14 protein-coding genes are annotated in these 20,025 nt (G+C 42.5%); 9 read left to right on the top strand and 5 right to left on the bottom strand.

All coding sequences use genetic code 11. The annotated features are described in order from the left end of the window. Nucleotides 1-20: 20 nt before the first annotated feature. From C2869_RS05085 to C2869_RS05070, 4 genes are all read left to right on the top strand, one after another. Nucleotides 21-536, top strand: coding sequence for a TRAP transporter small permease (locus C2869_RS05085; RefSeq protein WP_108601925.1), 516 nt, complete (start codon nt 21-23; stop codon nt 534-536). Further along, complete coding sequence (locus tag C2869_RS05080; RefSeq protein ID WP_108601924.1) at nt 536-1,813, top strand: TRAP transporter large permease; 1,278 nt, start codon at nt 536-538, stop codon at nt 1,811-1,813. The genes C2869_RS05085 and C2869_RS05080 overlap by 1 nt, the downstream gene beginning before the upstream one ends. A gap of 73 nt (nt 1,814-1,886) precedes the next feature. Continuing rightward, nucleotides 1,887-2,273, top strand: a complete 387-nt coding sequence (locus C2869_RS05075; RefSeq protein ID WP_108601923.1) for a DUF1801 domain-containing protein — start codon at nt 1,887-1,889, stop codon at nt 2,271-2,273. 95 nt (nt 2,274-2,368) lie between these two features. Further along, nucleotides 2,369-3,496, top strand: coding sequence for a substrate-binding domain-containing protein (locus tag C2869_RS05070; protein WP_108601922.1), 1,128 nt, complete (start codon nt 2,369-2,371; stop codon nt 3,494-3,496). Between the two features lie 66 nt (nt 3,497-3,562). On the opposite strand, the gene C2869_RS05065 is transcribed toward C2869_RS05070, so the two are convergent. The 4 genes from C2869_RS05065 to C2869_RS05050 all read right to left on the bottom strand — a co-directional run bounded on the left by C2869_RS05065 (nt 3,563) and on the right by C2869_RS05050 (nt 10,552). Then, on the bottom strand, nt 3,563-4,117 hold the full coding sequence (locus C2869_RS05065; RefSeq protein WP_108604966.1) for a DinB family protein: 555 nt from the start codon (nt 4,115-4,117) through the stop codon (nt 3,563-3,565). Between the two features lie 809 nt (nt 4,118-4,926). Then, nucleotides 4,927-5,664 (bottom strand): SapC family protein, encoded by a 738-nt coding sequence (locus C2869_RS05060; RefSeq protein ID WP_108601921.1) that lies wholly within the window; start codon nt 5,662-5,664, stop codon nt 4,927-4,929. Between the two features lie 31 nt (nt 5,665-5,695). Then, a complete protein-coding gene (locus C2869_RS05055; RefSeq protein WP_108601920.1) occupies nt 5,696-7,249 on the bottom strand; it encodes a tryptophan halogenase family protein in 1,554 nt (517 codons plus the stop codon). A 78-nt stretch (nt 7,250-7,327) separates the two neighbouring features. Next, a complete protein-coding gene (locus tag C2869_RS05050) occupies nt 7,328-10,552 on the bottom strand; it encodes a TonB-dependent receptor (protein WP_329604289.1) in 3,225 nt (1,074 codons plus the stop codon). A gap of 191 nt (nt 10,553-10,743) precedes the next feature. On the opposite strand from C2869_RS05050, the gene C2869_RS05045 reads away from it, so the two are divergent. The 3 genes from C2869_RS05045 (at nt 10,744) to C2869_RS05035 (ending at nt 13,537) form a co-directional block, all read left to right on the top strand. Next, nucleotides 10,744-11,316, top strand: a complete 573-nt coding sequence (locus C2869_RS05045; RefSeq protein WP_108601919.1) for an RNA polymerase sigma factor — start codon at nt 10,744-10,746, stop codon at nt 11,314-11,316. After that, the gene (locus tag C2869_RS05040) at nt 11,309-12,388 is read left to right on the top strand and encodes a FecR family protein (protein WP_108601918.1); all 1,080 of its coding nucleotides are present in this window, start codon (nt 11,309-11,311) and stop codon (nt 12,386-12,388) included. Before C2869_RS05045 ends, C2869_RS05040 begins: the two co-directional genes overlap by 8 nt. A gap of 363 nt (nt 12,389-12,751) precedes the next feature. Next, nucleotides 12,752-13,537, top strand: coding sequence for a porin family protein (locus C2869_RS05035; RefSeq protein ID WP_108601917.1), 786 nt, complete (start codon nt 12,752-12,754; stop codon nt 13,535-13,537). 97 nt (nt 13,538-13,634) lie between these two features. Here the strand turns inward: C2869_RS05035 and C2869_RS05030 are convergent, their stop codons facing one another. Beyond that, nucleotides 13,635-14,750, bottom strand: a complete 1,116-nt coding sequence (locus tag C2869_RS05030; protein WP_108601916.1) for an AraC family transcriptional regulator — start codon at nt 14,748-14,750, stop codon at nt 13,635-13,637. 278 nt (nt 14,751-15,028) lie between these two features. Here C2869_RS05030 and uxaC point away from each other — a divergent pair, with 278 nt between their 5' ends. Next, nucleotides 15,029-16,444 carry a glucuronate isomerase gene (gene uxaC / locus C2869_RS05025; RefSeq protein WP_108604964.1) on the top strand — a complete coding sequence of 472 codons (1,416 nt, stop codon included), beginning with the start codon at nt 15,029-15,031 and terminating at the stop codon, nt 16,442-16,444. Between the two features lie 239 nt (nt 16,445-16,683). Then, the gene (locus C2869_RS05020) at nt 16,684-19,626 is read left to right on the top strand and encodes a glycoside hydrolase family 2 TIM barrel-domain containing protein (RefSeq protein WP_159084045.1); all 2,943 of its coding nucleotides are present in this window, start codon (nt 16,684-16,686) and stop codon (nt 19,624-19,626) included. The last annotated feature ends 399 nt before the right edge of the window (nt 19,627-20,025 follow it).

The raw sequence follows: 20,025 nt of genomic DNA, 5'->3' as shown, positions 1-20,025 counted from the left end.
AATCGAATAAGAAGACCAGTATGCAAAACGACCCATTATTTGATGAACAACAAGACGAAAGCGCAGCCGAGAACTTGCGCTTTGAAGACTATATAAGCTTGACCCTATTTTGGGCATTAGCCTTAATTTTATTTGCGCAATTTTTTACTCGCTACGTGTTAAACGTACCATTAGGTTGGTCAGAAGAAGTCGCGCGCTACCTACTCATTTTGCTGGCTTTTGCCGGTTCATGTATCGCCAGCCGTAACAATAGTCATATTGGCGTTACTATTTTACATCGCTATTTATCACCTAAGGTAAAGGCGATTTTTCAATTAGCGATCTCCATGCTTAGTTTCGCCATTGTGATCGCATTAGCCGTTTACGCTTGGCAAATCGTATTCCTAATAGAAAAACACACGCTAGCCTCGTTAACCGTATCCTTAAGTTGGGTTTATGGCTTAATTTTATTGTGCTTAGTATTAATGGCTTGGCGAACGCTAATTGTCATCCGCCAAGATTATGCAGCGCTTAAAACAACTCAAGGAGAAGGTTAATGGTTATTGCGGTTTTATTTATCTCACTATTATTGTTGATCGTATTAGGCGTGCCGGTCGCGTTTGCACTAATCGTTTCGTCCTTACTGGCTGTTATCGTTGACGGCCAATTGCCTGATCTAGTGGTATTGCATCGTATGGTAGGCGGCATGAACAGTTTTCCTTTGCTGTCCATCCCCTTCTTTGTGTTTGCCGGTGCATTAATGAATTCAACCGGTATAACCCAACGTATTTTTGACTTTGCCAATGCATTAGTTGGCTGGTTACGCGGTGGTTTAGGCCATGTAAATGTTGGCGCTTCTGTCTTATTTGCTGGTATGTCAGGCGCAGCGGTCGCTGATGCCGGCGGCTTAGGCGCGATTGAAGTTAAAGCCATGCGCGAAAAAGGCTACGACGCCGGTTTTGCTGTCGGTGTCACAGCCGCTTCTTCTACCATAGGCCCTATCATTCCACCCAGTTTACCTATTATTATTTATGGTGTTATGGCTGGCGCTTCAATTGGCCAACTGTTTGCTGCAGGTTTGATCCCGGGTTTGCTAATGGCATTAGCCTTAATGGCGATGATTGCTTGGTATGCCAAAAAACGTAACTACCCTAAAGATCACGCATTTTCGGTTAGTAACTGCACAACTACGTTTCAACGCGCATTTTTATCGCTAATGACCCCAGCGATCATAATTGGTGGTATTTTGTTTGGTATTTTCACCGCCACTGAAGCCGCAATTGCCGCTACGGCCTATGCCCTGTTTTTAGGTACTGTGGTTTATAAAAGCTTAACCTTTAAAAAGTTTGTGGCGTTAAGTATAGAGACCATAGAAACCACCAGCATCATCATGCTAATCATTGCTGGTGCGTCGATATTCTCTTGGGTATTAACCACCCAACATGTCACTGAAGATTTCACCCAATGGATGCTGGGCTTTACTGACAACAAAATCATGATCTTAATTTTGATCACCTTGATCCTGTTTGTTGTTGGCTGCTTTATGGAAACCATTGCCGCTATTACCATTTTAACCCCAGTGTTGTTACCCATTGCCATTAGCTTAGGCATAGATCCGGTTCACTTTGGGGTGGTTATGGTACTTAACTTAATGATAGGTTTATTGACGCCGCCGGTCGGCATGGTGTTGTATGTTTTATCTCGGGTTACCAAAGTGCCATTTGAAACCTGCGCTAAAGCCACAATCCCGTTCTTGATCCCGCTAGTATTGGTTTTGATTTTAGTCACATTTATTCCGCAACTCACCTTGTGGTTACCATCACTTCTTTACTAAAATATCTTAGATACAGCGCTAGAGGCTAATAGCCTCTAGCGACTAAACAGCAAACAATGAAGTCCTAACACGGATGCCAGAATCGACAATTCCAACCCCAGCTCAAGAAAAACTAGAGTTGTTACGCCAATTGATTTTAGACGTGGCCCAACAACAAGAACTGGGCAATGTTGAACAATCAATCAAATGGGGGCAGCAAAGTTTTCAAACGCAATACGGCAGCCCGATTCGTATTGGTTGGGATAGCAGAGAGCCACAACATTATTCGTTATATTGCCACTGCCAAACCAAGCTCATCGCCAGCTTTAAAGAAGTATTTGGCGAGCAAATCGAATTTGTGGGTAATCGACAAATTAAACTAGAGATCGCCAAACCGTTTCCTCAAGCCATTATGATGCAATGCATCATGACTGCCCTCAATTACAAAAGACTCAAACATTTACCCTTACTCGGTCTTTAGCACTGGATCTTTTGCACCTTTAGGAAAAATTTTTACCTGCCAATTTCACAAAGTCATTTATACTTTAAATACCCCCAGACGACTTGAAAAACAGCATGACCCATCCTTGGCTAGCAGTGCTATTTTGTTTACTTTTGCTTTTCACTGGCCGAGCCTCGTCTGAAAAATGCCAAGTCATTTCTGAGCAAGGGGAAGTTAGACCACTGCATGTGGTTTACTTTGTCCCTAAAGCCCCGCCCGACACTTTTTGGTATCGCCACAAACAATTTACTCAAGCCGCCGCTAAAAGTTTAAACATCAAATTAACCACATTAGAGATTGGTCGAGTAACTAATGGAGCCGCAGTATTTACACAAGAGCTAGAAAAAACCTTAAATCAAGACAACAAACCGGATATGGCACTAGGTTTGTTTTATATGATCCCAAAGTCAGCGATTGTCGATACTTTTGAACAACACCGCCTGCCATATTTCAGTTTAAATACCAGCTTTGGTGAAAGGTTACGTCAGATATTTGGCAAACCAAGGGAGCAATATCAGTATTGGATAGGCCACCTAATGCCAGACGATGAAGCTGCAAGTTATCATATGACACGTCGGATCTTAGCTAACAAGCCACAGCAAACATCGACAAGTATGATTGCCATTGCTGGAGCGATAAAATCTACCGTCAGTTTAAATCGGGTAAAAGGGTTAAAAAAAGCAGTTGATGAAAATAAGGTCAGCTTATATCCGGTTGCCCACACCAATTGGTCACAACAAGATGCCAGTCGAGTACTACGACAAAGGCTACAGCGGGCTAACAGTGCTCATGCTATGTGGCTTGCTGGCAATGAGATTACCTTGGGTGCAATCAGTGTTTTGCAAGATCTGCAATTTAAGCCTGGGCAGATCACCCTTGGCACCTTCGACTGGACACAGCAAACCATGGATCTGATTAAAACAGGTTGGATAGATGTCGCCTATGGCGGTCATTTTATTGAAGGCGGTGTCGCTTTGGCACTGATGTTGGATTACGCTCAGGGCATAGATTTTGCTGAAGAAACAGATACCATGATCACCATGCCGCTCCAACCCTTAACCAAAAACAACCTACATCAAGATGCTAAGTTGATTGATAAATCGTACTGGGGACAAATTAACTTTAAACACTTGAGTAAATGCTATTCACCCAAGCGATCTCATTATCAACTAACCATTGATGACACGGCTTGGTTAGACTAACCAATAATTTAATAAAGATAGCAAAGGTTAGACAAAGTCACCTAGTCCAAATCGCTTGACTATAACCTATGTCAATTCAGGGATCTGATAAAGTAGATCCGTTACGCCGACATCAACCCCAGCTTGAAACAGTAAAGTCGACACTTGGCCTCTGTGATGCGTTTGATGGTTAAGTAAATGATGAATAACCAAGCCATAGGCTTTACTAAATTGCTGGCCTTTCATATTTTTAAACTCAAATGGACTTACAAGAATTTCTGGCGTCAATTGCTGGCAAAATTCAATTATGGTCTCATCCAAGGCAAAGCGGGCTTGTTGCAAAGTAGCCAAGTCGGCATACATTATTTGCTCAAGACTGGTCGCTGCAGGGTAATCAGCCAAGGCGTTTAAAGCGGATAATTGGCTAGGATGGGTCGCAAAGCGTTTGAGCCACAAAATATCCCCCACAATCAAATGATTTAAGGTGGCGAGAATAGAAGGAAAAAACGCTTGGCGATCTAAATTAAGAGCCGCCTCATCTAATTGTGATGCAGCTTGATAAAAGCTTTGATTCAGTGCCTGATTGTATTTAGCTAATAATTGAAATTGCTGTAAGTACAGCTCGCTTGTCTTATTATCCATGGATGTGGTTTGTCCCATATTTAACTATATTAGTTTAACTATAGTCTTCTCGCTCAGGCCTTATGGTTCATTGTCAGCGCTTACTCTCGACTTTGGCTCCTGCGTCGTTCTACTACCTAAATCCCTTTAGGCAACCCCAATCACATAATAGAGCATATGCTCATGGGGTCTCGAAGCTTGCCTGCATGGATGCAGGTAAGGGGCGTTAGCAGGACGCGGTAGCTTTGACGGCTTTGCTTACATGGATGTAAGTACTTAGGTTTCGTCTGGAACTAGAAACCTGCCCCTAAAACCTAATCGCTTTGACTATATATTAGTTAACCAGTTTACCGTCTGTAAACGACAACACCATTGCAATCAGCGCTTAGTATTGTCGCTTGGTCATACTTACTCATCCCAGTCATGATTGCCAATATCGACAGCAACGAAGCAATACACGATTGTTAAACTTTTTGGCACTCACCTTTCCCTTACAAAAATTCACTTAGTCGCATTTTTAACCTAACCACCTTTAGTTTTGCTCATTCTGCCAAAACCCCAAGAGCGAAATTTACCCTTGAAGGTTCCCCGGTGTTTGCTCCCTACCACCCGAGATTTTCTATATCCATAATAGATGCGAACTTATTCGAATAACACCGAAATATCCGATTACGCGGAGTTAACCACCGCCAGCGATGGTTAACTGATAATGGTTTTAAGGCTCTGCAAGCATAAATGCTCACCCACAAAAACTTGATACTTTAAAGCCGCTTTTTTCACAAAAGTCTTTAAATTAATTACCTTATGTTTAAATCTTGTGCGCTTTTCTGTTAGTTCTCGCTCGCGGCATCTTTTAGGTTGACGAGTTTCTGCAAATTTGACAACGATGCAATAATCAAATGACAGGCTTGTAAGTAACCTTTGCTATGGAAGCTTTGTAAAATATCGCCTTGTAACTCGGCTAATTTATCTTCATTGATTGAATAAAAACCATCGAATTTTTTATTCCCTCCCTGTTTTAATCTAATCTCAAATTGTACCCGCTCAATCAACTCTAAATCTAATAGCGCTTGTACAAATGTGTCTGTACGGCGAATACCCGGCATAAGTTGACTCAGCATACTATTAATTCGCTGCATAAACGCCGTCGGTTTATCTTGCTCATCAAACAAAGCTTGCGCATTGTGCCCGTTAGACGTTTGAACTCGTGGGCTATCCATATTAATTGCCACCACTAAATTTTCATCAGCCGGCGTTGTCTCTTGTTCTCCCACAACACCAAACATAAAAGGTTGGCGCTGAAAATGAAGTGGAATATAACTGGCTAACCATTGCTGATCCTGCAAAAATAAATTTTCCCCTACCTCAAACCCCAATAGTGCTTGTAAGTTAAATTGACCTGTTTGCGGATCTTTTAAAAAACCAACTGGGTATTCGGTAACCAAGCGCCGCAACTCGTCAGCAATAACTGGGGCAAAATGAATATTGTCACCAAATTCAGCGCTATACCCTAGCGCTATGCTGGTATTTTTGTGAACTTGAGGTTCCACTACGGTGTAATTAGCCATATTGTTCTCTCTTAGTAATTTTCTGTTGGCCTTACAAGGGTTGTAAGCCGTACTGCTTTATTTGATTAATTAATTCTCGGTTACTCGGCAATGAGCTAAGTAATGACTGCGTAAGCGCTATATTTTTATTAAAACTCGTCATCGCAATTTTTTTACTAGCGGCTGATAAACCAAAAGGACTCGCTAAGGTTTCAAACCCCATACCATATAAAACATACTGGTAACTGGCAGCCGGAAAAACCTCAGTTGTTTGGTCAAAATCATCCTGCCAAGGGGTTTGATATTTCCACAATGCCAACCTTTCTAATAAGCGCTCAGGGATCGTCGCTTCATCACGGTTATCTCGCCAAAATGCCGTATCCTGCCGCTGACTAAGCATGTAATGCAGTTTTAAGAAATCAACAATGCATTGCCAACGATAATCTGCGGTTTGATTAAAACGCTTAGCGACCCAATCCATCGCTTGCCGACCCGTTGGCAAACGCTCCGCAATAAAATTGGCAGAAATCTCTACCAGTAACAAAGCCGAGGCTTCCAGTGGCTCTAAAAAACCTGCGGATAAACCAACCGCCACACAATTGTTTTGCCAAAACACTTTGCGATGCCCCGACGTGATCGGAATTTGCTTAAAGTTAAGTTGGGTTGGGTCTTGGCAAAATGGCTTAATATAACTTAGTAACTCATGGTGAGCCTGATCTTGACTAATATGCCGGCTAGAATAGACATGCCCCACTCCTCGACGCTGAGTCAAACCTATGTCCCAAATCCAACCAGCCGATTGTCCTGTAGAAATGGTGTGAGAAGCAATTGGAGTGTCTGGCGCTTGATACGGAACTTGCACAGCAATGGCATTGTCGACAAACAGCACATCAGCACAACTAACAAAAGGAACTTGATAGTGCTGCCCTAACAACAAAGACTGAAAACCACTGCAATCGACAAATAAATCACCGCTAACTTCTTTCCCTTGTTGGGTTTTTAAGCTTTGAATATCACCATTGGTTGCAGATACAACTTGAGTAACATCGGCCAATACATGCCGAACGCCTAGTTGTGATGTACAGTGATTTTTCAGAAAAGTTGAAAAGCGCCCAGCATCTAAATGGTAAGCATAGTTAATGTCTGCTTGATATTCTGGGGTCGTTATTTTTTTGGGCGCAAGCCCCATTTCACATACGGTTTCTTGTGGGCTCACAGCTTGAGCAAATGAAGGTGCCTGCGCGATAGATTGCCAGTGAGGCACAAGATTAGTCTGTTCAAAATCTTGCGGCAAAACGAGTGGGTGATAATAAAAGTCATCTGGCTTACCGGTAACCCACTGCGCAAATTTGGCACCTTGCTTAAACGAGACCTGACACTCACGAATAAAGTCTGTTTCACGCACCCCCATGTTTTTTAATGTACGACGCATCGTTGGCCAAGTGCCTTCACCAACACCAATCGGCGGCACATTAGGTGATTCAACCAAGGTAATTGAATAACCTTGCTCAAACTCTTTTTTTAACTTAGCGGCGATAGTGCCCGCAGTGAGCCAACCCGCGGTGCCGCCTCCAAGAATGACAATATTACGTACTGGAGTTGTCATGGTGTGTACTCTGTTATTCAAACAACAAAAGCCGCCCGTAAGAACGGCTTTTTAATACTCGCCAAAAGGTTTATTAAATTACCATTTAGCTCTAACACCAAAGGTGTAACGCGGGCCATACTGCTCAGCGTCAATAACTTGCTCTTCAAAGCGAGCGTATCGACGTACTGTTTCATCAGTTAGGTTGATACCATCGAAAAACACCGAAATGTTATCGTTAATATCGTAACTAACGTTCATATCCCACTGGCCATAGGCTTCAACAAAACGCGGCTCAGAACCTTGGAATCGCATTAAGAATTCATCGCGCCAGTTATAAGCAAAACGAATTTGCAACTGGTCATTCTCATAAAAGCCAACTAAGTTTGCAGAGTCACTTAGGCCGGTTAACGCCACAGTTTGCGAGAAATCAAAGCGATCATAGGTTTCGTCACTTTCAACCGTAGTATAGTTTGCCACGGAACCAAAGCCGGTTTCGCCAAACATATATTGCACGTTGAATTCCCAACCATCGACGGTACGAGACTGTAGATTTTCAGGACGAGAAACTTCCCATGTGATAGCTGGGTCGCTGGCTTGGCTCAAACAAGCAGGATTAGGTTCAACAGATGAATCAGGACAGCCTGCTCTTGGGTTGATACTCGGATCAGTTAAAACAATGCCATCTTTATTATTCCACTCTTCATTCGTGGTAACAGAGCCAATAAAGTTTTCAACGTCTTTACGATAGTAACCAATTGACGCATAACTACCGTCATCTAAATACCACTCTAACGATAAGTCGATATTATCTGAGGTAATAGGTAACAAGCTTGGATTGCCTTGAGTAATTCTAAAAGGTCCGTCTGGACGCGCGTTATAGGTTGTGGAAGGGAACATAGCGCTAATGTCGGCACGAGAAATCGTTTTACCATAAGAAACACGAGCAACCACTTCATCAGTCACATTTAAACTGACATCTAAGTTAGGCAGGAATCGCGTATAGTCACCCGTTAAATTTTGACGCGCGGCAACACCATCATAAACAGGACGTAACTCTTCATCATGGTTAAAATTCATAGCGACAATGCTTTCAGCCACTGAGTAAGCCGTAATATCGGTTTGCTCGTAACGAGCTCCGACATTAATATTGGCTTGCATACCCGCGACTTCGGTCTCTAAATCAGCACTAATATAAGCCGCTGTTGTTTCTTCAGTAATACCGTTAGTGCGAATATTAGGCGCATTAAACTTACCGGCTTTCTCAACAATATCGATAAACTGGTTAACACTGTATTTTGGCACCAGCGGGAATAACTTATCTGTTCCTGAGAATTGATCAGCCGTATCACCCAATGGCTCAAACGATATATCTAAATCAGTTAACGGGACTGAGACAAAATCAAAACGCTGACTTAAAAAAGTATCTACTTGATATTCGGTGCTTTGCACACCAAATTTCACTTTACTCAACAAGCCTGTATTAAAGTTTTCCCATTCACCAGCTAAATGTAACTGCTGAATGTTGTTTTCCATTTCATAACCACGTAACTGATATAAATCCGAAACGATATTCGCCTTGTCATACGCACTGCCAGGGATCTTACTGTCATCAATTGTGATGGCTGGAATATCACCAGAGAAATTCGCCCCTATATCCACCCCTAAGCTTGGGGTTGTGTCATTGCTATCATGATCATATTTAGGGTTTTTAAGGTTAGCCAAGGTTTCAGCAGTTTTGCCACCAGGGTTGGAATGAGATGTTGAATCATGCCAATCAAGGGTAAAGCTCAACTCATCTGTTGCTTGCCACTTAACATTTAAACCTAAAGAATCATTTTCTTTTTTCTCAAAGTATTGCCACGCCCAAAAATTTAGCTCGTCATCAGGATCAAAAGGGTTAATCAAGGTACCATTGCTATCCGCTTTACCACTTGGATCATCGAACCAATAAGCCATACGGTTGGTATAACTGACTTCTTCAAAACGCGATAACGTATAATCTAACGTCGCAACTAGGCTATCCATAGGCGAGAATTGAATAACTGCCTGCGCATTTTGCCGTTCGCGCTCTGTATCATAATGTTCAACTGTCGCGGTCCAAGGAATAAATACCGTTTTCGATGGGTTTTTAGTGGTATCAATTGCTGTTTTATCAACACTGTCTTTAGCCGATGTATACCAGCCGTCGGTGCCAACACGATCGCGGTGACTATGACGCTCAGAATGAGAAGCCGACAACAATACACCTAATTTACCATCAGCAAAGGTTTGACTAACCATACCTGATAATTCAGGCGTAATTTTGTCACCCTTTTCTACGCTAGTGTCGTATATACCTTTTACACCAGCAAAAGCTTTAAAGCCGTCATAATCAAACGGCTTTGCTGTCGTAATATCGATAGTCGCACCAATACCACCGGAAGACACATTAGCTCGCCCTGTTTTATTAACAGTCACACCCGAGACGGTTTCCGACGCAATTTCACGAAAGTTAAAACTGCGTGAAATGCCCTGCGATTCCAAAACCGAAGAGTTAGGCATTTGACGGCCGTTTAGTGTTACCAAATTAAAACTCGGACCAAAACCACGTACGGTAACCTGATTACCTTCGTTATTGGCTCGGTCAATAGATACCCCAGTAATACGCTGCAATGATTCAGCGAGGTTAGTATCTGGAAATTTACCAATATCTTCTGAGGAAATAGCATCAACAACGCCGGATGCTTCTCGTTTAATTGAGGCTGACTTACTTAACGAGCCACGGATCCCCATGACTTGAATAACTTCGTCTGTTTCTAGTGATTGTGTTTCATTGGCGATGACTTGTGAGCTAGTTACCGTCCCGAGTATGGCCGCGACCGCGCCAGCTACTTTTTTCTTATTAGGTAATTGCATATTGTTGTTTGGCTCCAAACCTGAGTCTAGTGAAATAACTAGCTGATTTTGTTCATTAAACTCACCTTTGACGCCTGTACCTGCCAACAACAAAACCACGGCTTGTTGTACAGGGTACTGCCCATTTAATGGGTTTGCTTGTATCTCACCTATTTGGGCACTCGGAAAAAGCAGTGTCAAATTAGCTTGCTCAGCAAATTGAATTAATGACAAATCAGCTCGTTGCTTAGGAATGTCAAAATCAATCTTGGTTTTTTCACCGGCAAGCGCAGGCACTGACAGACAAACTAGCAGTACAAAACTGGCTGGTGTTAAAACCCTTCCTAAGCATAAAACCTGAAAAGCAAAATACTCTTCAGTTTCGCTAGACGAACAAGTTGGACAAATCCGCCATACATTTTTTAAATATTTTTTTAACAAATTCAATCTAGATCTATATTTTTTGTCGAAATTAATCAGTTTTTTGCAGACAAACTACAATATACAGCAGATACTATTATTCAGTTTTTGCCCATAAGGTAAATGAATAGTTAACAGATTAGTCAAAAAAATTGGTATGGCGGATTATTGATACTGATTCGTCATATAGAAACTCGCTTAAATTTGTCGATTTTTATATGTCACAAGATCCCAAACTCAACAGCATTTTCCTATCTTCTCGGGGATTGATCTCGCGTTTACTTTCGCGAATTGTTCCACCTAGTGAAATAGAAGATATAGTGCAAGAAACTTACGTTAGGATCTGTCAAATAGACAACAAGAGTGACATCAAATCGCCACGCTCATTTATGGTAAAAACGGCAAAAAATATCGCTTACGATTACCTAAAAAGCTCCGCTGTTAAAACCGCAGCGCAAAACGATGAAAACGAACAAGTAGAGCAATTGCTACGCAGTCAGAACGACGACGAAATGTATCAGGTTACGGCCTCTCGTGAAGAGTTTTCTGATTTTTGTGAAAGTATTCGCCAATTGCCATTACAATGTAGAAAAGTATTTATTTTGAAGAAAGTATACGGTTTTTCGCAAAAAGAGATCGCAGAAAAACTCGAGATCAGTCAAAGCACGGTGGAAAAACACATTGCCGCCGGCATGAAACGCTGCATGCAATTTATGTTAGAAAGGGAACATTTGAGTCCAGCGACTCAAACCAAGTTTGCAGCCAACAAACAAGGAGCACGTCATGAGTAATGTCGTTCAGTTTCCAGACAAACACAGCCAAGACCAAGTGATGAGTCAAGCATGCGATTGGATCAGTAAACTGGATCGCGGCTTAACCGAAATTGAAGAGCAAGCCTTAAAAAATTGGCTGGCCGAGCAACCACAACATTTACCTTGCTTATTAAACGTTGCTGAAATGTGGGACAAAATGGATGACTTACAGCGGCTTTCCGATCTGTTTCCACAAGTTAACTTACACGCGGAAACACAAGTAGAACAAACATCGCAAACCACGCGCAGCAAAGCGACGCCAAGTTCTTGGGCCGTTGCCGCATCTATCTGTTTTATGTTGGTGTTAGCGGGTATCAACTTAATGGGGCAAGCTGGGCCTTGGTCCGAACAAATTGTATCAACCCAAACTAACTATCAAACCCAAGTTGGCCAAAGCAATAAGGTACAACTGGCTGATGGCAGCCAACTCACTTTAAATACCAATACTTTTGTTCAGGTAAGATTCAGCCAAAATGCGCGCATTATTGAGTTGCAACGCGGTGAAATTCATATCGATGTAGCACATGATAAAACCCGTCCTTTGAGTGTTTTAGCTGCAGGCAAAATTATTCAGGCGGTCGGCACTGCGTTTAGCGTACAAATGCAAAAAAATGCCATTGAGCTGATTGTTACTGAAGGTGAAGTATTGGTCGACAAGCAAGAAGGTGAAGTGGATAAAGGCGACCGACTAGCCAAATCAGCATTAGCCGTGACCAAAGGCCAAAAAGTCGATATTAATCGCCAACAAATAGAAGTGAAGAAAAACCATGTGGTGGACATTGCACCCGCCGAGATCGCTGTCGATTTATCGTGGCGCAGCGGCAACTTGGTGTTTAGAGGTGAATCACTGGAAGATGCGGTAGCGGAAATCAGTCGTTACACCAAAATAAAAATCGAACTGACAGCTGATACTAATTTGCGCAATACTAAAGTGGCTGGGGTATTTAAAACTGGCGATGTCGAAGGTTTACTCAATGCCTTGCAACACAACTTTGCTATACAAGGTAAAAAGCAAGCGGACGGTACCATAGTATTAACGCCGGCCGCTTAACTTCATTCAGCGTAATGCATAGTATTAAAAGTAATAAAACCGGGTCGCTACATTTTTTATATTCTGGTATTGATTAGCAATCTTAACAGGGCAATTTACCGCCCTGTTAACTCCCTTGGAAGTAGATCCTTGGAAGTGGAGAGCTGACAAAGTTAAACAAGGCATCAACCTGCCGAACAAACAACCGGCCAATCAACATATAAAACTTAACCTTCAAATAAAAATAACGTAACATCTGCCGTGCGGATATTTAAACAATCACATGGAGTCAGAAACTTGCGTTATCTTGCCCAAAAGAGCCTAATAATTGTAAGCTCATTACCCTTTATTTTTTGTAGCCCTAGTCACGCCACGGCACTCGAAATGAGTGATATTTACTTAGGTCTTTCGGTTGGTAAAGCCAGCGCCAAAGACATGCTAGATACCGACAGTAGCCAAGCACAAACTCAAGACAGTGAAGATGCACTTGCCTACGGCTTGACCCTTGGTTACCAATTAAACCAAGATATTGCACTTGATATCGGTTATTTAAAATTAGCTGAAATTGAAACTACGCAAAACGCGGTTAGTCAACAAAATAACGTTTTGAGTTATAGCAGTGTAATAGCTAAGGACCAAATTGATGGTTTTACCCTAGGTCTGGCTGGACAATATGCAGTATCGGACAGTTGGCGCTTACAATACAATGTGGGACTTTATCGTTGGTCTAATCAAATTGCTACCGATACTCATATCACTGCAGTTGACCAAAATGCCAAAGTTGCCAACGGCACTGCTTCCAATAACAAAACGCCAGTGCTAGAGGGTAATCAATCTGCGGGCTATGATTGTACATCAGGCACTTGTCAATTAATTACGACAACACCTAACCCAGATCAAACACATACGCCTTCGAGCCAACCAAGTGAGCAATTCGCGGGTTGGGACTCCGACTGCCAATGTTATCGCGTATCTATTACTAATGACGCTGGCCATTCACTGCATAGATTACAAAAACAAGAACAGCGATCAGGTATTGATCTCTATTACGGATTAGGCGTCGCATACGATTTTTCACCTTATGCAGTCGGTATACATTACAAGGTTAATCAGGTGGATTCGGCCAAGATAAGTTCGCTAAATTTAACGCTATCTTACCGTTTCGAATAATAGAAAAATTAGACTATCTTGCCTTTTAAACCCTAATGCCGATGTTTGCACCCAGTAACATCGGCTTATTACCCTACGCCTTTGGCAAATCCAGCAACTATAACTTGCTACTATTTCTCCTATAGTTCAGTGGCGTTAAGCCATAAGCGTTTTTAAAATAGCGGTTAAGGTGTGGCGCATGGCAAAAGCCCGCCATGAGTGCGATGTCTTCAATTTTATGTTTGGTATTGCGTAATAAGTTTTCCGCCTCTGCTAGCCGATATTCCAATAACTTTTTGTGAACACTAGTATTTAACTGCTTTTGAAATTTATGCTCGATATTGCGCCGTGAGATCCCCAACGAATCCGCCACATCTTGTGTACCTATCGAATTTTTCAGGTTTTCCATTAAAAATTTTAACGCGGCTTTGATAATAGGATCCGTCGCCACTAATAAATCTGAACTCGCGCGTATTGTAATACCGCGCGGCTCAATTAATTGAATTTTTTCAGGCGCGACTTCACCGCCAATAATAGAGTTAAGCAATAACGCGCCTTGGTAGCCAATACGCTCATGATCATGATTAATACTCGAAAGTGGCACAGGCATGTGCTCACAAATCAACGGATTATTGTCGACACCAATAATGGAAAAGTCTTCAGGAACCCGATATCCGGCAGACAGACAGGTGTTAAGTAACCACGCGGCATCGTTATCGTTGTAAGCTAAAATGGCGCAAGGCTTGGCTAAACTCGCTAACCAAGCGTCAATTTCATCATGATTTTGCGTAGCTTCACCAACTAAAGTCGCGGCTTTGCCGAGGCCTCTGTCGGTCAGCTCTTGTTGAAACGCACTTAATCGCGCGTCCGCTACAGGGTTTTGTAAATGACAAAACCATCCAAATGACTGATGACCATTCTCGCAAAAGTGACTGGCAGCTAAACGACCAATACATTGGTTATCGGCTGAAATTCTTGGCATGGCAATATCAATGCGCCACGCTGACAAATCAACAGTAGGTACATTAGCGTTAACAATAAAGTCGGTTAACGCTTGGTTATTATTTAACGAACAAATAATGCCATCGCCTTGCCAACGGGTTGGAATTTGAAACGGGCTGAGCATACTCACATTTAGGTGCCAGCCTAGATCTCGCGACGCTTTAGCAATGCCAGCATGAGTAGCGGGATCATAATTTCCCAATAACATTAAAATTTTTTTCGGCGCATTCATACAATTTCCTCGAAAACGTACAAATATTAGCACAGGCTAAAGTTGAAAACTTAACAAATCATCATTTCTACATACTGTTAACAATCCAGTAAAGACAAGCATTTAGCGGTTTAACACTGTTTTAAACCAACTATTAGCCAAAAAAGTGTAAATAAATCGACTATCACCCCGAGCCTTAAATTGCGCAATTATGCTATTTTTATAAATAAAGTCACATATTGACAGGGAAAAACAAACTTAATAACATTGTAAACAATATGCAAAATAGCGAGTTATTCATGAATCAATTTATTAGTGAGCATTTTTTACTGCAAAGTAACGAAGCCAAAGTGCTGTATCACGAATACGCGGCTGATATGCCGATAATTGATTACCATAGCCATTTACCACCAAACGAGCTTGCGCAAAACAAGCAGTGGCAAAATTTATCTCAAGTCTGGTTAGACGGTGATCATTACAAATGGCGACAAATGCGCACCAACGGCGTTAGTGAATACTATTGCACAGGTAATGCATCCGATCGCGAAAAGTTTGATCAGTTCGCCAGCATTATGCCTTATATCTTGCGTAACCCTTTGTATCACTGGAGCCATCTTGAATTAGCGCGTTATTTTGATATTGACGATGTTTTATTAAATACCGATAACGCGGATGAGATTTGGCATCGCACCTCGGCCAAGTTTGACGCGGGGTTATCTGCCCATGATTTGCTGGAACAAAGTCATGTCCAGTTAGTGTGTACTACAGATGATCCGGTCGATTCGCTTGAGTATCATATTCAGCATGCTAGCTCTAAATCTAAAGTCAGCATGTTACCAACTTGGCGCCCGGATAACGCCATGGCAGTTGAAAACCCAACTAAATACAACGCCTATATCGACAAATTAAGTGCGGTAGCGGATATCGATATTAGTCATTTTCAAGATCTACTAACCGCCCTGTACAAACGCCATGATTATTTCCATAGTTTAGGTTGTCGCTTATCGGATCACGGTTTAAATACCTGTAGTTTTATACCAGCCTCCGACCAAGAGTTAGCGACTATTTTTAACAAGGTTCGCGCTGGCAGCTTACCAACCCCAACCGAAGTCGAACAGTTCAAAACAGCACTGCTGTTAGAATTCGCCCGTATGGACGCGAAAAAAGGTTGGACCAAGCAATTACACCTTGGCGCGTTGCGCAATAACAATTCACGCATGAACGAAACCTTGGGGCCAGACAAAGGCTTTGATTCCATTGGCGATTGGAGCCAAGGAGAAAAACTAGCCTTATATCTTGATACCTTAGATCGTGAAGAAAGCTTACCAAAAACCATTATCTATAACTTAAACCCAAGCGATAACGAGATGATTGCCACCATGATTGGTAATTTCCAAGACGGTAAAACCGCAGGCAAATTACAAATGGGCTCAGGTTGGTGGTTCCTTGATCAAAAAGACGGTATCGAACGGCAAATCGAAGCCTTATCACAACTCGGTAGCCTAGGTCGTTTTGTTGGCATGCTGACCGATTCACGCTCATTCTTAAGCTTTACGCGCCACGAATACTTTCGACGCGTGCTGTGCAATGTTTTAGGTAACGACATTAAGCAGGGTTTACTACCAAAAGATTTCAACTTAATCGGCAATTTAGTTAAAGATATTTGTTACAACAATGCGGCGAATTACTTCGGTTTTGATTTGCCAAAAGCGTAAGCAATAGTAAGAAAAGCCAATGTAGGTCGCCGTGCGCTGTTCCAGACGCTTAACGGCATTCCCTACATCCATGTAGGTCGCCGTGCGCTGTTCCAGACACTTAACGGCATTCCCTACATCCATGTAGGTCGAAATTTATTTCGACAATAGCAGTGGAGCTGCTACAGAAACATTAAAATAATCTCAAGCTGAGATTGTTGTTAAATAAGATTTGTTCGCAAAATATGCGCAAAAACAACATGAAAAAAATACTAATAATAGCCAACATGCTTATGCTGTTTTGTGGCCTTACATTGCAGGCTACCGAGTTACAAGCTGAAAGAATTTACCTGTCGGGCAAAGACTACAGCGACGCCATTAACTGGGATTTTAAATGTTCAAAAGGCCGTAATTGCGGCAAGTGGACAAAGATCCCTGTGCCGTCCAACTGGGAGCAACAAGGTTTTGGTGGCTATAACTATGGTCACGACGATCCAGCCACTAAATTCGATGAAACCGGCACTTATCGCACTAAGTTCTTCTTACCCAAAGAATGGAAAAACACCAAACACGTACGCCTAGTATTTGAAGGGGCAATGACCGAAACCTCAATCAAAATTAACGGCAAGCCTGTCGGTGCAACTAACTTTGGTGGCTATATCCCATTTCACTTTATCTTGGATAAGTACAGCGCCAAATTTGGTCAAGAAAATGAATTAGAAGTATTAGTAAAGAAAAAGCCAACTAATCACAGTTTAGATATGGGCGAACGTAAAGCCGATTACTGGGTGTTTGGCGGTATTTATCGCCCGGTATTCTTGGAAGTTCAGGCTAAAGAGTTTGTTGATCGCGTGGCGATAGATGCCAAAGCTGATGGTAGCTTTAATATGGACGTATTCCCGCAAGTGCAACGGTTCACCCAGTTCAAGCGTGAAACCATTAACTATGTTGACCAAGTTACAGCGCAAATCGAAACTCTTTCCGGCACAAAAGTCGGTAAGCCTTTCTCGGCCGAGATCATTGGCGCGACTGGTCGCGTTCAGCTTAATACTAAAATCAATAAACCCAAGCTTTGGTCACCAGAACATCCAAACTTATACCAAGTTCGGGTTTCTATGCTACGTGACGGCCAAGCCATTTCCGAAAAAGTTGAGCGCTTTGGTTTTCGTACTGTTGACGTGCGAGTCAGAGACGGTATCTACCTAAACGGTCAAAAGCTGTTGATCCAAGGTATTAACCGCAATGTCTTTCATCCGAAACATGGTCGCGTGGTTAGCAAGCAAGATGTTTGGCAGACCGCACGTGATATTAAGGCGATGAATGCTAATTTAGTACGCTCTCACCTGCCGCCTACACCCGAATTTATGCAAGCCTGTGATGAGTTAGGCTTGTTAGTGATCACCGAATTAACCAATTGGCATGACCCGGTTATCGACAGCCCCATTGCACGTGAAATAGCGTTTAAGATCGTCGCACGCTACCAAAACCATCCTTCAGTCATTTTATGGGCGAATGGTAACGAAAACGGCTTTAACCTTGAAGTCGACCAGATGTATCACCTGTATGACAAACAAGACCGCCATGTGATCCACCCTTGGTCTTTATTTGAAGGTATTGATACCCTGCACTATCCAAAATGGGATGAGTTAGTTAACAAACTCAAAGGCCCTAATATCTACTTACCAACTGAGTTTTTACACGGTTTATATGATGGTGGTCACGGTGCCAGTATGGCCGACTATTGGAAAGCAATTCACCAATCACCCATCGGCGCGGGTGGCGTATTATGGTGCTGGGCAGATGCGGCAATTGAACGCACGGATATGGGTGGCAGATTAGACACCTATGGCAACCGTTCAGCCGATGGACTAGTTGGCCCTTATGGTGAAAAAGAGGCAAGCTACTTTACGGTTCGCGAAATTTGGTCACCAATTCAGATAACCGAGAAAACACTAAACAGTGACTTTAATGGCACGTTAACTGTCGAAAACCGCTATCAAGAAACCTCGCTTAACGCTGTCACGTTTAAATGGCAATTACTTCAATATACACAGGCACAATATTCACAAGTCCAATACCCACAAGCTAGGCAACACAAAGAACAATACAAAACATCTTTATTGGCACAAGGTGAGTTAAAAGGTTCAGCCATCGCACCGGGGCAAACAGGTAAACTCTCATTACCGATCAACAAGCAATTACCTAGAGCACACGGCTTAAAACTAGTCGCTTACAGTGCCAGCGGTAGGGAAATAATGAGCTGGACTTGGGACTTAGGCAACTACCAAATCGACAACGACCAAATCAGCCATTCCAACAAAAAGGTCTCGCTTAAACAGCTTGACGATTATGTTGTGCAGCTCGGCAATAGCACTTGGTCTTTCTCAGAAAAAACCGGTCTGTTGCAGTCAGTCAGTGTAAATGGCAAGGATATTGGTTTTGGTAATGGCCCACTTCTGTATGCGGGTAAGCCGCGCAAGCCATCAAGCATTTTAACCAAGACCAGAGCCGAAGATGACGCCAAGCAGGATAAAGACCTACCCATTATCTTTAACCACAACTGGCGAACTAAATTAGTTAAAAAGTCTAACGTCATCGTTATTACATCTAACAGTAAAACCGATGAATCTAGCTTTAGCTGGACACTAAACAATAACGGCAAAGTCACGCTTGATTATCACTTTGTGCCAATTAAGCAAAAAATCATGTACAGCGCAGTTGGCTTTAACCTAGCTGAAGACCAAGTCACTAATAAACAATGGCTTGGCCGCGGTCCATTCCGCACTTGGGCAAACCGAGTAGAAGGTATGCAGTTTGGTTTATGGCAAAGCCAATACAACGATTACTTGTCTGGCGAGAACTGGGGAACACCGGAATTTAAAGGCATATTTGACCAAGTACGCTGGATGTTGTTTGGCCTTAAAAACGGCAGCTCACTTAAGTTAGAAAAACCAACGCGTGACACCATAGGTGTAATGCAACCGCGCAACGTAGAAGGCTTACGAGGCAAACAGCAGAAATTCGGCCCGGCTCATACTTGGTGGCACTATCCTGAACAAGCCGGCAACGGCGGCTTATTTATATTCCATAAGATACCACCAATGGGAAATAAGTTTGGCCCTCAAGACCGTATAGGCCCACAAAGCTTACCGGTAATGAGTGATAAGCCAATTAAAGGCCAAGTCACGTTTTCGGTAATGTAACGCTTTTATTGTAGGCGAGCATTTATGCTTGCATGGCTTGCGAAGCAGGCCAAAGTTTAAATTGGATCTGTCGATGACAATGGGCTTCACACTGAGCGAAGTCGAAGTGTCCTGAGTTGATGCAGTAAACAGACTTCAATTGCCTAAAGCTATGTCTGAAAAAAAGACATTGTAGGTCGAAATTTATTTCGACATGTCGGACGTACACGTCCGACCTACATGGATGTAGGGCATACCGAAAGCTATATGGAACAAGTGTCGGCGACCTACATGGATGTAGGGAATACCGAAAGCTGTCTGGAACAAGTGTTGGCGACCTACACAATGTGTCAACACACTATGAGCAGCACATAATAGTTAACAGTTAAACGAAAAATATGTCGGCACATTTTCACGCGA

Origin of the sequence: Saccharobesus litoralis, from assembly GCF_003063625.1 — a bacterium.
GTDB classification, from domain to species: domain Bacteria; phylum Pseudomonadota; class Gammaproteobacteria; order Enterobacterales; family Alteromonadaceae; genus Saccharobesus; species Saccharobesus litoralis.
Note: the sequence above shows the minus strand (reverse complement) of the source record. Positions and strands in the feature narration are given on the sequence as shown.